The sequence below is a fragment of the Acinetobacter sp. YH18001 genome (assembly GCF_013416975.1).
Taxonomy (GTDB): Bacteria; Pseudomonadota; Gammaproteobacteria; order Pseudomonadales; family Moraxellaceae; genus Acinetobacter; species Acinetobacter pseudolwoffii.
On record NZ_VPEU01000011.1, the window covers coordinates 1 to 14,299 of the forward strand.

Annotated in this window: 10 protein-coding genes and 4 tRNA genes; 2 read left to right on the plus strand and 12 right to left on the minus strand. The window is 45.0% G+C overall.

Annotated features, from left to right (window positions below; translation table 11 throughout):
- Positions 1 to 830 precede the first annotated feature (830 nt).
- The 8 genes from FTV48_RS05535 to secA form a co-directional block, all read right to left on the minus strand.
- Positions 831 to 907, minus strand: a tRNA-Pro gene (locus FTV48_RS05535).
- Positions 908 to 924: 17 nt separating this feature from the next.
- Positions 925 to 1,000, minus strand: a tRNA-His gene (locus FTV48_RS05540).
- Between the two features lie 33 nt (positions 1,001 to 1,033).
- Positions 1,034 to 1,110: transfer RNA gene (locus tag FTV48_RS05545), tRNA-Arg, on the minus strand.
- Between the two features lie 34 nt (positions 1,111 to 1,144).
- Positions 1,145 to 1,221, minus strand: a tRNA-Pro gene (locus FTV48_RS05550).
- A gap of 151 nt (positions 1,222 to 1,372) precedes the next feature.
- The gene (nadA, locus tag FTV48_RS05555) at positions 1,373 to 2,440 is read right to left on the minus strand and encodes a quinolinate synthase NadA (RefSeq protein WP_179999634.1); all 1,068 of its coding nucleotides are present in this window, start codon (positions 2,438 to 2,440) and stop codon (positions 1,373 to 1,375) included.
- Positions 2,441 to 2,592: 152 nt separating this feature from the next.
- The gene (gene argJ / locus FTV48_RS05560) at positions 2,593 to 3,813 is read right to left on the minus strand and encodes a bifunctional glutamate N-acetyltransferase/amino-acid acetyltransferase ArgJ (protein ID WP_074383508.1); all 1,221 of its coding nucleotides are present in this window, start codon (positions 3,811 to 3,813) and stop codon (positions 2,593 to 2,595) included.
- 158 nt (positions 3,814 to 3,971) lie between these two features.
- Positions 3,972 to 4,325: a hypothetical protein gene (locus tag FTV48_RS05565; RefSeq protein ID WP_179999636.1), complete on the minus strand. Its 354-nt coding sequence runs from the start codon at positions 4,323 to 4,325 to the stop codon at positions 3,972 to 3,974.
- Between the two features lie 137 nt (positions 4,326 to 4,462).
- Positions 4,463 to 7,189, minus strand: coding sequence for a preprotein translocase subunit SecA (secA, locus tag FTV48_RS05570; RefSeq protein WP_100357980.1), 2,727 nt, complete (start codon positions 7,187 to 7,189; stop codon positions 4,463 to 4,465).
- Between the two features lie 333 nt (positions 7,190 to 7,522).
- On the opposite strand from secA, the gene FTV48_RS05575 reads away from it, so the two are divergent.
- Complete coding sequence (locus FTV48_RS05575; protein ID WP_179999638.1) at positions 7,523 to 8,158, plus strand: peroxiredoxin; 636 nt, start codon at positions 7,523 to 7,525, stop codon at positions 8,156 to 8,158.
- A 396-nt stretch (positions 8,159 to 8,554) separates the two neighbouring features.
- Here FTV48_RS05575 and FTV48_RS05580 read toward each other — a convergent pair whose 3' ends face one another.
- The 4 genes from FTV48_RS05580 to trpA are packed head-to-tail and all read right to left on the minus strand — an operon-like array spanning position 8,555 to position 12,573.
- Entirely contained in the window at positions 8,555 to 9,604 is a 1,050-nt protein-coding gene (locus FTV48_RS05580; protein ID WP_373683527.1) for an SPOR domain-containing protein, read from the minus strand.
- A complete protein-coding gene (folC, locus tag FTV48_RS05585) occupies positions 9,595 to 10,878 on the minus strand; it encodes a bifunctional tetrahydrofolate synthase/dihydrofolate synthase (RefSeq protein ID WP_159516632.1) in 1,284 nt (427 codons plus the stop codon). Before folC ends, FTV48_RS05580 begins: the two co-directional genes overlap by 10 nt.
- Positions 10,875 to 11,771: an acetyl-CoA carboxylase, carboxyltransferase subunit beta gene (gene accD, locus FTV48_RS05590; protein WP_034608357.1), complete on the minus strand. Its 897-nt coding sequence runs from the start codon at positions 11,769 to 11,771 to the stop codon at positions 10,875 to 10,877. The genes folC and accD overlap by 4 nt, the downstream gene beginning before the upstream one ends.
- A gap of 1 nt (position 11,772) precedes the next feature.
- Positions 11,773 to 12,573, minus strand: a complete 801-nt coding sequence (trpA, locus tag FTV48_RS05595) for a tryptophan synthase subunit alpha (protein WP_005098062.1) — start codon at positions 12,571 to 12,573, stop codon at positions 11,773 to 11,775.
- Between the two features lie 365 nt (positions 12,574 to 12,938).
- Here trpA and FTV48_RS05600 point away from each other — a divergent pair, with 365 nt between their 5' ends.
- Positions 12,939 to 14,273, plus strand: coding sequence for a Na+/H+ antiporter NhaC family protein (locus tag FTV48_RS05600; RefSeq protein WP_005098063.1), 1,335 nt, complete (start codon positions 12,939 to 12,941; stop codon positions 14,271 to 14,273).
- Positions 14,274 to 14,299: the final 26 nt, after the last annotated feature.

Consider the following 14,299-nt stretch of genomic DNA (forward strand, 5'->3'; position numbering starts at 1 on the left):
TCTACCATCAATCAATGAAAATAATTTCGATCGATCAACCAGTAAAAATCCACACAAGTTGTTCTTCATAAGCTCTTAATGATCTTCTTGCTGATTCGTCACCAGCAAGCTAGGTCGGCTATATTACTCTCTATCTCTAGAAAGTCAACCAGTCATGAACATTATTTTTAAACTTTCTTTCTAAAACCTAACTCAATCAATTTTAACTAAGTCACTGTTTTATCAGAAGTTTTAATCTTCATCACTGCCGATGGATGTGCATTCTACAGCATTTCACACCCAACACAACCCCTATTTCTAAATAATTCAGCAAAAAACTAACGACTGTTTATTTATTCTACAAAAAATGCAGGTTTTCCTATTTCCTGAGTAAAAAATATACATTCCAAGGAGGTTTATAGTGTTTATTTACTTATAAAAGCTATTTCTGGTGGATTTCAGATTTATATTTTAATTTATCTTTTCTTTAGCAAGAAAAATATAGATATCAAGACTGATAAATTATTTATATTTCCCTTTTATATAAATGCTGAGGAACTCATACACTTCACCAAAATAAAATAGTATGAAAATGAGAATGCCTCAATATTCCTCCATCCTTAAACGCATCATAATCCTTCTTCAGCAAAAGACATAAAATAAAAAACCCATCTCACCTGCATAGCTATATTGAGTGAAAAATAAATTGATATAGAGATACAAGTGATTACATAAACAATTATTAAAAAGGCGACTATAAATAATATTGTGTATTTTTTATACTTATTAAATTTTAGGCATAAAAAAACCGCTTAACGCGGTATCTTTTATCTCGACCATCTTTAAGGAGATGGTCGGAGCAGTAGGATTCGAACCTACGACCCCCTGGTCCCAAACCAGGTGCACTACCAGGCTGTGCTATGCTCCGATTTCAACTTTAAAAGTTGGGGTGAATGACGGGATTCGAACCCGCGACAACTGGAATCACAATCCAGGGCTCTACCAACTGAGCTACATCCACCATCATTTTGATTCTTAACATCAAGCGACCAAATGGCGCGCCTGACAGGATTCGAACCTGTGACCATCCGCTTAGAAGGCGGATGCTCTATCCAACTGAGCTACAAGCGCGTTACTGATGCAAACATCATTTGCCTTGAAGAATTGGTCGGAGCAGTAGGATTCGAACCTACGACCCCCTGGTCCCAAACCAGGTGCACTACCAGGCTGTGCTATGCTCCGATTCATCTCAGCTTTCGTATCGAACATCGTTCGGTACGGTGTGCATTCTAGGCGTGACGCCCGGAGACGTCAACACCTATCTTAAAAAAAAACCTAAAAAACGCGCCAAGCGTTTATTTATCAAGCGCTTCAGACATTTTTTATACAAATTTTAACGTTTTAGTCCGGCACTAAAATTCAACATGCGATCTAGAGGCAGTTTTGCGCGTTCAGCCAGTACAGGATCGACATGTACTTCCTGATCCTTATGCTGTAATACATGCAAAATACCATCCAGCTCATTCATTGCCATCCACGGACAATGCGCACAAGAACGACAGGTTGCCCCTTCCCCCGCAGTTGGTGCCTCAATCAGGACTTTATCGGGAACTGCTTGCTGCATTTTATAGAAGATACCACGATCCGTAGCCACAATTAAACGCTGATGTGGCAAAGTCTGTGCGGCTTTAATCAGTTGCGAGGTACTGCCTACTGCATCGGCAATCTCGACTACAGACATGGGGGATTCCGGATGTACCAACACCGCAGCATCTGGATAGAGTGCTTTCATATTGACAATACCGCGTGAACGGAATTCTTCATGCACGATACAGGCACCATCCCAGAGCAACATTTCTGCACCGGTTTTGCTTTGGATATATCGGCCCAAGTGCTGATCCGGCGCCCAGATAATTTTTTCACCGAGACTATCCAGATGTTCAATAATTTCCACTGCACAGCTAGAAGTCACTACCCAATCGGCACGCGCTTTCACCGCTGCGGAAGTATTGGCATACACCACCACGGTATGATCGGGGTGCGCATCGCAAAAAGCTGTAAATTCATCAACCGGACAACCAAGATCCAGTGAACAGGTTGCTTCCAGGGTTGGCATCAGCACGGTTTTATCTGGAGATAAAATTTTTGAGGTTTCACCCATAAATTTCACTCCTGCCACCACCAACGTAGAGGCTGGATGATCGCGACCAAAACGTGCCATTTCCAGAGAATCCGAAACACAACCACCGGTCAACTCAGCCAGTTCTTGCACTTCAGGATCGCAATAATAATGCGCCACCAAAACGGCATCCTGTTTTTCCAGTTCAGCCTTGATTTGTGCAAATTTGTCTAATTTTTCCTGCTGGCTCATTTGATGTTCTTGAGGAACGCCTAAACGATCTAAATGCGCCTGCACAATCGACTTTGCTTCATTGGCTATTAATTTGGTCGCACTATTCATAACAACTCTTACTCTACCCTAATTATCCGTTATGACACGGACATTTACCCTACACCCTAATCACAATTGGCAAAATGCCATTTTTGACCAGTCATTAAAAATCATAAGATATAAAAAAAGCCCCACAACGGAGGCTTTAGAAACGATCTGAATTATGAACGATAATCTGCATTAATCTTGACGTAATCATAAGACAGGTCACAGGTATAGACCGTGTCTTTCGCTGTACCACGTCCAAGATCAACACGAATCGTCATTTCAGCTTGGGCCATCACACCTGCACCAGCTGCTTCAGTATAGTCTGCCGCCGCACCACCATCTTTACAGATTTGTACATCATCTAACCAAACCTGAATTTTTGCAACGTCTAAATTCGGCACACCAGCATAACCAATCGCTGCCAGAATACGCCCCCAGTTTGGATCAGAAGCAAAAATCGCAGTTTTAACCAATGGCGAATGTGCAATGCTATAAGCCACATCACAGCATTCCTGAATATTAGCACCACCTTCTACCGCAACTGTAATAAATTTGGTGGCACCTTCACCATCACGCACAATCAGTTGCGCCAAGCGTTTCATGGTACGCATTAACACATCAAGCACGACTGCATAACGTGGATCTTCAGTCGAAGTAATTTCAGCCCCCCCGCCTTGACCTGTGGCAATCAAGATGCAGGAATCATTGGTTGAAGTATCACCATCGATGGTAATGCGGTTAAACGACACATTTACTGTTTCTGTTAATAACTGCTGAACCAGTTCACGGCTGATTGGAGCATCGGTTGCCACATAACCCAGCATAGTCGCCATATTTGGACGAATCATGCCGGCACCCTTGGAAATACCGGTCATGGTATAGGTGGCACCATCCAGCTCGAACTGCTCTGAAGCGCCTTTCGGTGTAGTGTCTGTGGTCATGATTCCCGTTGCAGCATCGACCCAGGCATCATCACGCAATGAGTCTAGCGCAGGTTGTAAACCGCTGAGCAAACGCTCCATTGGCAATTGCTCGCCAATGACACCCGTAGAGAATGGTAAAACTTCAGCAGCCTGTACCCCTGCCAGTTCAGCCAGCTTGGCACAGGTGGCTTCTGCATTTGCCATGCCTGTAGGGCCGGTTCCTGCATTGGCATTGCCGGTATTGATCACCAGGTAACGCGGATTCCCTACCTGTAAATGCGCTTTAGATACATGCACAGGGGCTGCACAGAAGGCATTTTGAGTAAATACCCCTGCAACATTAGAGCCTGCAGCCAGTTCAAATATCACCAGGTCACGTCGGTTCTGATAGCGCACATAGGCTTCAGCCGAACCAATTTTAACCCCTTTCACCACATGCATCTGTGGCATAGATACGTCACCAACTGCCATTTTAAAGTCCAATATTGAAGTTTCAGAAAAATACAGCTTAGTTGATCTGCAACAAAAAATCGAGCCAAAGCCTGAGTCAGCTTGAGATTTATGATGGATTTTCACAATAAAAAACCAGTCATCAAGACTGGTTTCTGCATTTTAAAAAATCGGAGATTTTAATTTTTCGCAAGTTGCCCTGCTTCATTTAATAAAGCCTGCTTCGCTTGCTGCTGACTCGCGGCAGAAAGTGCCGGATTAGATGCCACAATACGATCTGCATTGGCCGCATTGGCCGGTGCGATCGCAGCGGTCTGCAACACAATCGGGCGATTCTGATTGGCAAAGGTATAACGAATCCCGGTACGCGGGCTGGCCACGGTCACTTGTTCATCTGTACGTTGTACTTGAGCTGTAGTAGAACCCACTGCTTGCTGAACTTTATCAAGTGTCGTGGTGGCTGCAGTTTCTGCAGAACTTAAAGCAGGCATGGCCAAAGCGGCAATCATGAGCGTTTTTAATACTTTTTTCATTCAGGTTATTCCACTTTTCGGTGTTGAATGAGCCATTAAATACCATTTAATCCGCAGGACTGCAAATAGTATTCAGTTTCTGAAAAATCTTTATACATAAAAAATCAGAGCCATGTGGCTCTGATTTTCAATATCGCTTAGATTCTGCCATGACACTGTTTATATTTCAGGCCTGAACCACATGGACAAGGTGCATTACGGCTTGCCGGCGCTTCAAAGACTGGCGCTACCGGACTTGCCTCAGCATTTTGTTCAGTCGTATTTTCATGTTCATCTGCCAGTAAACCGTCGAACTCATCATGAGATAACTGCAAACGCATTGCCTCAGCCTGTGCCTGCTGCTGCGCTTCCATTTCAGCCAGCTCTTCAGGTGTTGGAACATGAATACGCGATAAATCTGTAACGACATCCGATTTGATGACACCCAGCATATTCACAAACAGGTTATAGGCTTCTTTTTTATATTCCTGCTCTGGATTTTTCTGTGCATAGCCACGTAAATGGATGCCCTGACGCAAGTAATCCATCGCTGCCAGATGTTCTTTCCAGTGACGATCCAGAGAATTCAGCATAAAGTGACGTTCAAGCGATGCTGCAGATTCCGCACCCATTTGTTCACGACGTGAACGGTAACGATTCAGTACTTCATCGCTAATACGCACCACCAATGCCTCTTCATCGAGACGACGGTCCTGTTCCAGCCATTGTGCGATAGGAAGATCCAGTGACATGTCTTCACGCAAGGCCAATTCCAGACCTTCAATATCCCACTGGTCATGAATCGACTCAGGCGGAATATAATTGGCAATTACACCCTGCATCACTTCACGGATCATTTCTTCAATATAATCTTGCAGCGAATTTTCTGCCAGAATGTCATCACGCTGACTATAAATAATCTTACGCTGTTCGTTATTCACGTCATCGTATTTCAGCAAGTTCTTACGAATATCGAAGTTACGTGCTTCGACTTTACGCTGTGCATTCTCAATCGAGCGAGACACCATTTTGTGTTCAATCGCTTCATCTTCCTGCAAGCCCATGGCACGCATCATACCCACCACACGGTCACCGGCGAAAATACGCATCAAGTCATCTTCAAGCGACAGGTAGAAACGCGATACACCCGGATCCCCCTGACGGCCTGCACGACCACGCAACTGGTTATCGATACGGCGTGATTCATGACGTTCAGAACCGATAATATGCAAGCCACCCGAATCCAGAACAGATTGATGATTAACATCCCATTCCGCTTTCAGACGCGCTTCGTCATCGCTTGTCGGATTTTCAATTTTGGCCAGCAATGCTTTCCAGTTACCACCCAGCAGAATATCGGTACCACGCCCCGCCATGTTGGTGGCAATGGTTACGGCACGCGGCGCACCAGCTTGCGCAATAATATCCGCTTCACGTTCGTGCTGTTTGGCATTCAGTACTTCGTGGGTAATGCCCGCAGCTTTCAGCTTATCGGATAGAATCTCAGATGCTTCGATGGTTGCCGTACCAATCAAGATTGGCGCAACACCGGCTTCATGCACACGCTGAATTTCTTGAATAATCGCGTTATATTTGCCTTCACGATTTAAATAGATTAAATCGTTCTGGTCATCACGGATCATTGGACGATGGGTCGGAATCAGCACCACATCCAGACCATAAATTTCTTTCATTTCCGCGGCTTCAGTATCAGCGGTACCGGTCATACCCGATAATTTTTTATACAGACGGAAATAGTTCTGGAAGGTTGTGGTTGCCAGGGTCTGGTTCTCTGGTTGAATTTCCAGACCTTCTTTGGCTTCTACCGCCTGATGCAAACCTTCAGACCAGCGACGGCCCGGCATGGTACGACCGGTATTTTCATCGACGATAATCACTTCACCATCATTGATGATGTATTGCACGTTACGTTGATATAAATAATGGGCACGAATTGCCGCAGTCACATGATGCAACAGATTCAGGTTCGACGCTGAATACAAGCTCTCGCCTTCTGCCAACAAGCCCATTTCAATCAGTTCACTTTCAATGGTTTCAAAACCCACTTCAGTAATTTCAACTGAACGCTGTTTTTCATCAATCCAGAAGTGACCGCCATCCGGCACTTTCTCTTCTTTCTGTGCCTGTAATTTTGGTGGAATATTATTAATGGCTGCATAAAGCTGTGAAGAATCTTCACTTTGACCGGAAATAATCAGCGGAGTACGTGCTTCATCAATCAGGATCGAATCGACCTCATCAATAATCGCATAGGTTAAACCACGCTGCTTTTTCTCAGCCAGCGAGAACACCATGTTGTCACGCAGGTAATCAAAGCCAAATTCGTTATTGGTACCGTAGGTAATATCGGCACGATAAGCTTCCGCTTTTTCCATCGGATTTTGCATGGAATAAATAATCCCGATGCTTAAACCCAAAAATTCAAATAATGGACGGTTGAGCTCGGCATCACGTTGTGCCAGGTAATCGTTCACGGTAATGACATGCACACCCTGACCGCTGATGGCATTCAGGTAACAGGCCAAGGTACCCATCAGGGTTTTACCCTCACCGGTACGCATCTCTGCAATTTTACCTTCGTGCAAGGTAATACCACCGATCAGCTGCACGTCATAATGACGCATGCCCATGACCCGCTTGGCGGCTTCACGACAGACTGCAAATGCTTCAGGCAATAATTTATCGAGGTTTTCACCCTTATTATATCGTTGTTTGAATTCTTCAGTTTTTGCAGATAAGTCTGCATCGCTAAGGGTAGATATCGTCGGCTCGAGCACATTAATCTTGTCTACGATTTTACGCATGCGTTTGAGTTCGCGCTCATTTTTGGTACCGAAGATTCCTCCGATCAGACTTGCCAACATGAATAGACTCTCTAAATCTTGCTTGTCAAATGAATATGTTCTTAGTCGTTATTATGGTGCTAGAAATTTGAACTACAAGGGTTTTGCTATAAAACCGCTGAAAAAAATCTGATCCTGAGTTCTAGCCCCGAGATCTAAGGCAAAGTAATGTAGCAAACTTTAGCTGTGCAATATAGTCAATTAGACGACTGATTTGTTTGATTCTAGATAGATAAAACAAATCACTTATGCTATTTATTCATAAAGAAAGCTAAAAACACTATTTTTAATCATAAAAAAATTAGTTCATATTAAATCTCATCTCTACATTAAAAGACCAATTGAGGCAAAAAGATGAGTTTACGTCTAGGCGACACCGCACCGAATTTTGAACAGCAATCCAGTGAAGGCCTGATTAATTTTTATGATTTTCTGGGCGATAGCTGGGGCATTTTATTTTCACATCCGGCGGACTATACGCCGGTATGTACTACTGAACTTGGTTATACCGCAAAGTTGAAAGATGAATTTGAAAAACGTGGTGTCAAAGCCATTGCCTTATCGGTTGATGATGTTGAATCACATCATGGCTGGATTAAAGACATCAATGAAACGCAAAATACCACGGTCAATTTTCCGATCATTGCCGATCAGAATCGTAAAGTGTCTGAACTATATGACTTTATTCACCCGAATGCCAGTGAAACGCTCACAGTTCGCTCTTTGGTGGTCATCGATCCAAACAAAAAAGTCCGTTTGATTATTACCTATCCGGCATCGACGGGTCGTAATTTCCATGAAATCTTGCGTGTGGTGGATTCATTGCAACTCACCGACAGCCATAAAGTCGCAACACCTGCCAATTGGCAGCATGGCGATGATGTGGTGATTGTGCCATCGCTAAAAGATGAGACTGAAATTGCACAACGTTTTCCTAAAGGGTATACCGCGGTCACGCCTTACCTGCGCTTAACGCCACATCCTGAGTGAGGATCAGCAAGGCACTGCTTCGCCCTGAGGAATATATTCCGCAAGAAGACGAGAAGCTATGCTTCAAGCAACAAATTAAAACGATTCCTTTTTAATTTTGCGCAACACAAGTGAAGTGCGCAGTAATAGATAAGCAGAGCACTGCTCTGTTCATAAAGAATATGTATAAGTACATCCACTCTTAACGTTGATGTATCTATATAAAAAGCAGCAAGATTAAAACTGAATTTCTAACCCGAATGACGTGCCGGTTTCGAAGTTCATCACCAGCCTATCTTTAGATAGGCTTTTTTAATCCTGAGAGTTTTGTCACCTTTTTAATTTTTGCTCCCCAATAAAAATGGATCTAGGCATAACCTGAATCCATTTTAAACCAAAGTACAGTAATACGCTGTCTTAGTTACGCTTATCTAAAGGCACCCAGTCAATCACCCAGGCAGATTTCATATTCAGACTGTCATCTGCAGCGATTTTTTTACGCGAAGCATCAGCAGTTTCCCGATCCTTTGATGGACCGACCATGATACGAATCCCTTTAGAGGTTGGACTCTTGGTCACTTTATAACCCTTGGCACGCAGTTTTGCCGCAACCGCATCTGCATTGGCTTCATTGGCTGCCAGTGCGACCTGCACCATCCACTGCTTGTCACTTTCACCTTCCAGCAATTTACGTGCCTGCTCAGCTTCTGCTTTCTTTTTGGCGTCTTCTGCTGCCTTTTTCTTGGCTTCTTCAGCCTTACGTTTGTCTTCGGCTTTACGTTTTTCTTCGGCGGCTTTACGTTCAGCTTCTTTCTTCTCGGCTGCCTTACGCTCTTCCTCAGCCTTACGTTTTGCCTCAGCCGTCTTACGTTCTGCTTCGGCTTTTTGCTGTTGCTCCAATTTACGTTTTTCTTCAGCCGCTTTGCTTTCAGCGGCTTTACGCTCCGCTTCTTTCTTGGCCGCTTCAGTTGAACTGTTGGCTTTTTGCTGCTCAAGCTTCTGCAGGGCTAGCTTTTTGTCTTGTGCAGCCTTTTCTTCAGCCAAGCGTTTCTGTTTGGCCTGTTCGTCTTCGACCAGTTCTGGTGGAATATTATCCGAGCTTTGCTGTCCCATACGATGCGCATTAAGTGCAGCATATTCTTCAGCCGCTTTACGCGCCGCATCTGCTTCTGCCTGCTGCTGCATCGCTAAAAATTCAGCCGCACGAGCCTCCTGCTCTGCCACAGATTTTTCCCGATCACGGCGTTGCTGTTCAAGTAAACGCTTTTCTGTTTCCACATCGACCGTCAAGGAACCCAGCGAATGATTCACTGCATCCTTAGTTTCCACTTCCGCAACCTGTGCCGGTTTCTGCTGACGATCCTGCTTGATTTCATCTTGACCTTTCAGGAGTAATGCTGCCAATAAAACACCACCACCGAGTAAAACAACACCGCCCATCCAGCGCTGTTTGTTATTCATTGACATTCTTCCAAATACTCCCATACCGCTTCTAAGGTATGAAATGATCCACATACCAAAATCAGCTGATTATTATCTGTTTGATCCAGTGCTGATTTAAAAGCTAATTTCACATTGTCAAATTGTTCTACCGCCTCACCGCCTAGAGCCTCAGCTAAAATTGTGAGCTCTGCCGCACGTGGGACGGATAATGGTGCAATTTTCCACAATTGAACCGTGTCTTTCAATAACTTGGTGACAGAATTTATATCTTTATCTGCCAACATTGAAAACACACAAACGATATTTTTATAGTTTTGATTGTAATTTAAATAGTTTCGCAACTGTTTCAGCAGAAACTCGACCCCATGCGGGTTATGTCCGGCATCAAAAATCACGGTTTTATTCTGGATTTGACAGACTTCAAAACGTCCCGGCAACTTTGCCGTTTGAATCCCTTGTGCCATCACATCCTGACTGACCGTTAAACCGCTCAGCAAAATTGCAGCCACAGCGGTAGAAATATTATCTAGCGCCAGTGAACCTGTTGGAAGTTTTAAGGTCGTACCCGAAGAGGCAAAGGCCCAAGACTGGCCATCTGCACATGCTTCATAGAAATAATCACGATTCACCGCATATAGGGGCGCGTTGCATTGCTGAGTTTTAGCTAAAATGGCTTGTGGAATCTGTTGCTGTCCACCAAATACCACCGGAATATTCGGCCGGATAATTCCGGCTTTTTCAAAGGCAATTTTCTCGATGCTATCACCGAGCCAATCGGTATGATCCAGACCAATATTGGTAATCACTGCTACATCCGGATTAACCACATTAACCACATCCAGACGACCGCCCAGACCGACTTCCAGCACCCAGACATCACATAACTGATCTTTAAAAATCACAAAAGCGGCCAAAGTGGTCGCTTCAAAGAAAGACAGGCTCAAATCACATTCGCGACGAGCCTGATCCACCTGAACAAAAGCATCCACCAACAACTGATCTTCAACTTCAATGCCGCGCAGTTTTACCCGCTCATTGAAACGATACACGTGTGGAGATTGATACAGTCCGACCTTGAAGCCTTGTGCATTCAAAATCGCAGCCAGTGTGGTGGTGGTTGAACCCTTACCATTGGTTCCAGCCACCGTCAGCACTTTGGCCGCCGGATGTGTCACACCGAGCTTTTCAGCCACCGGAATAACCCGTTCCAGACCTAAATCAATACCCGTAACGTGAACATGGCTCCAATAATCGAGCCATGTACTTAAAGAATCTGTTGCTAGCGGTGCTGTGTTCAATGCAGGTTCATCAATTTCGTAACAATACGGTAAACTGTATCACGTAATGCGTGACGGTGAACAATCTGATCGATTACCCCATGATCAAGCAAATATTCCGCGCGCTGGAACGGTTCTTCCAGTTTTTCACGGACAGTTTGTTCGATCACTCGTTTACCGGCAAAGCCAATCATCGCCTTCGGTTCAGCCAGATGTACATCACCCAGCATCGCCAGTGATGCAGTGACACCACCGTATACCGGATGCGTCAATACCACCACATAAGGCAGGCCTGCTTCTTTTAAACGCTGGATAGCAGCCGAAGTACGTGCCATTTGCATCAAGGACAACATGCCTTCCTGCATACGTGCACCGCCTGAAGCAGCAAAGCAGATCAAGGGCTGACGGGCTTCAATCGCACGCTCTGCCGCCTGAACAAAACGGTCACCGACCACTGTTCCCATAGAGCCGCCCATGAAATCGAATTCAAATGCACAGGCAATCATTGGGACGTCTTTGAGCAGACCCTGAATCACGACCAACGCTTCGGTTTCGCCGGTTTTCTTTTGTGCTTCTGCCATACGCTCTGGATAAGCTTTACTATCGACAAACTTTAACGGATCTTTAGCCTTAAACTCCTGACCCAGTTCAGTCTGTACCTGGTCAAAGAACCAGTTCAGGCGATCACGGGCTTTCATGCGTAAATGCTCATCACACTGCGGACAAACATAGGCATTGAATGACATCGCGGTACGGGTCACCAAAGCATGACATTCAGGACACTCGACCGTAGGCTCGGTAAATGTCGCTTTGTAGATCGTTTGCTCATCGGGTACATGAATGCCTGGAACAATGCGTTCCGTCCATGGGGTCGATGGGCTCAGAATTTTGCCTGATTTCACGGGTTGACTCATACTATAACTCATCGAGCGCTGCTCGAAGCTCCTTGACTTTATTCACCGTCGCAATAACGGCTTGTTCTGGTGCAAGCGTTGCAAACTGCTTTACAAACGCACTTCCCACAATAACTGCATCGGCAGCAACACCCATCGCTTTCGCAGATGCAGCATCGCTGATACCGAAACCTACGCCTACAGGAACATCAGTCACAGCTTTAATCTTTTGAATGCGGGCAGCGGCTTCAGAGACATCTAAAGTTGCTGCACCGGTCACGCCTTTCAAGGATACATAGTAAATAAAGCCAGTGGCCTGTTTCGCTACGTGTTGAATACGTGCATCGGTTGAAGTGGGTGCCAGCAGGAAAATCTGATCCATGTCATATTTTTCTAGTACTTCACCCAGACTTTGTGCTTCCTCTGGCGGTAAGTCCACCAGCAGCACGCCATCTACTCCACATTCGTAAGCATAAGCCACAAACTTTTCATAGCCAATCACTTCGACCGGATTCAGATAACCCATCAGCACCACAGGTGTTTCGCGATCTTTCAAGCGAAATTCTTTCACCATGTGCAGTGCGTCCAAAGTATTGGTTCCGCCTGCCAGCGCACGTTCAGCCGCTAAAGCAATTACGGGACCATCTGCCATCGGGTCTGAGAAAGGAAGACCCAGCTCAATCACATCGACACCCGCCTCTACCATTGCATGGAGCAAAGGTACAGTGACCTCTGGATGCGGATCACCAGCCATCACATAAGAAACTAAAGCTTTACGCTGTTGAGATTTAAGTTGTTCAAATCGTGTGGCTAAACGTGACATAGGGCTGAGCTTTCCTTAACGTGTTTCAAACTTGAGGCATTGACTATGTAAAAATACAAGACGTCGCATTGTAACGCTATTTTTTGTCCAATGAACAGTCTGCGATACCGACCTCGAGTATTTCATTTCCTGTACGAAGATTTCAAAACAATTCGGAAGGGTCTATTTACGATTATTTTGATTTTTTTCACAATGATCAAAGATGCCTAATTTTGCTATTAGCTAAAATCCTGAATATTTAGATAAACTTATTTTTATCATGCAAAAATTAATAAAAATGCAGATGTTAGCGCATTCATTTAAAGTTTTCTGAAATTGCAAAACCTGCTTTATACTAGTCCTATTCTCTTACTTTTTTATCTCCTATGCAGACTGATTCTGAGGCTACAGTGCAGGCACGCGCCATTGCACTGCTGCCGCTTATTGTATTTTTAACCCTATTTTTGGGTAGCGGGATCTATCATTCCCTGATTGGAACCGAATTTGCGTTCTATCAGGTGAAAGCGCCTGTTGCTGCCCTGCCTGCGATTATTTTGGCTGCATTGGTGTATCGCGGCAAACTCAATCAGGGCATTGAAGCCTTTCTAAAAGGGGCCAGTCATCCGAACTTAATTTTGATGTTTATGGTGTTTATGCTGGCCGGTGCCTTTGCCAGTGTCAGCAGTGCGATTGGCAGTGTGGATGCCACGGTACAACTGGGCCTGTCGATTATTCCGCCTGAATTTATCTTGCCGATGCTGTTTATCATCTCGGCATTTATTGCCACGGCGATGGGCACCTCCATGGGCACCATTGCAGCTTGTGCCCCGATTGCCTTTGGTTTTACCCAGGTCACCGATATTAATGTGATCTACGCCATTGGTGCAGTCGTAGGCGGTGCCATGTTCGGTGACAACCTTTCCATGATTTCAGATACCACCATTGCAGCCACCACCAGCCAGCGGGTGCAATTACGTGACAAGTTTAAAGTCAATGTCTGGATTGCTGTACCGGCCTCTATCAGCACCATTGTGATTTATATTTTAAGTACAGGCAGCTCCAGCCCCGTAGAATATAAAGATTTTAACTGGTTACTGGTCTTACCTTATATTGCGGTCTTTGTTTTGGCTTTTAGTCGCCTGCATGTCCTCGCAGTACTGACCATTGGTGTTTTGCTTTCGGGTCTGTTCGGTCTGTTTGCGACGCCTGAATTTAACCTGCTCAAGCTGAATACTTCGATTTATGACGGCTTTGTCGGCATGTTTGAAGTGGCATTACTGTCCATGTTTCTGGGGGGTCTGTCAGCGATCATGCAACGTGAAGGTGGTTTACGCTGGCTAATCGAGCGCATTTATAGCCTGACCCGTCTGTTTAAAGTTGGGCAGCAAAGGGCCGGCGAAATCGGGATCAGCTTTCTGGTGGTATTTTCAAATATCTTTGTGGCCAATAATACCGTCGCAATTATTCTGTCGGGTGATATGGCACGTGAAGTCGCCAAAGAATACGGCGTGGATCCCAAGCGTTCTGCAGCACTGATGGATATTTTCTCCTGCGTGGTACAAGGTCTGATTCCTTATGGTGCACAGTTGCTCCTCGCCTGCTCGATTGCAAAAATCTCACCGGTTGAACTGATTGGCGGCTTGTACTATTGCTGGATTCTGGCCATCTTCGCAATTGCTGCGATTGCGTTGAGATTCCCCAACCTTAAAGCAACCGCTTAATCTCTGTATCATCCTCACATCAAAAA

Excerpts from the sequence above, each read along its gene's own strand:
- FTV48_RS05575 (WP_179999638.1), top strand. The coding sequence starts at position 7,523 with ATGAGTTTACGTCTAGGCGACACCGCACCGAATTTTGAACAGCAATCC.
- accD (WP_034608357.1), bottom strand. The coding sequence starts at position 11,771 with ATGAGTCAACCCGTGAAATCAGGCAAAATTCTGAGCCCATCGACCCCA.
- FTV48_RS05565 (WP_179999636.1), bottom strand. The coding sequence starts at position 4,325 with ATGAAAAAAGTATTAAAAACGCTCATGATTGCCGCTTTGGCCATGCCT.
- FTV48_RS05600 (WP_005098063.1), top strand. The coding sequence starts at position 12,939 with ATGCAGACTGATTCTGAGGCTACAGTGCAGGCACGCGCCATTGCACTG.
- secA (WP_100357980.1), bottom strand. The coding sequence starts at position 7,189 with ATGTTGGCAAGTCTGATCGGAGGAATCTTCGGTACCAAAAATGAGCGC.
- FTV48_RS05580 (WP_373683527.1), bottom strand. The coding sequence starts at position 9,604 with ATGTCAATGAATAACAAACAGCGCTGGATGGGCGGTGTTGTTTTACTC.
- nadA (WP_179999634.1), bottom strand. The coding sequence starts at position 2,440 with ATGAATAGTGCGACCAAATTAATAGCCAATGAAGCAAAGTCGATTGTG.
- argJ (WP_074383508.1), bottom strand. The coding sequence starts at position 3,813 with ATGGCAGTTGGTGACGTATCTATGCCACAGATGCATGTGGTGAAAGGG.
- trpA (WP_005098062.1), bottom strand. The coding sequence starts at position 12,573 with ATGTCACGTTTAGCCACACGATTTGAACAACTTAAATCTCAACAGCGT.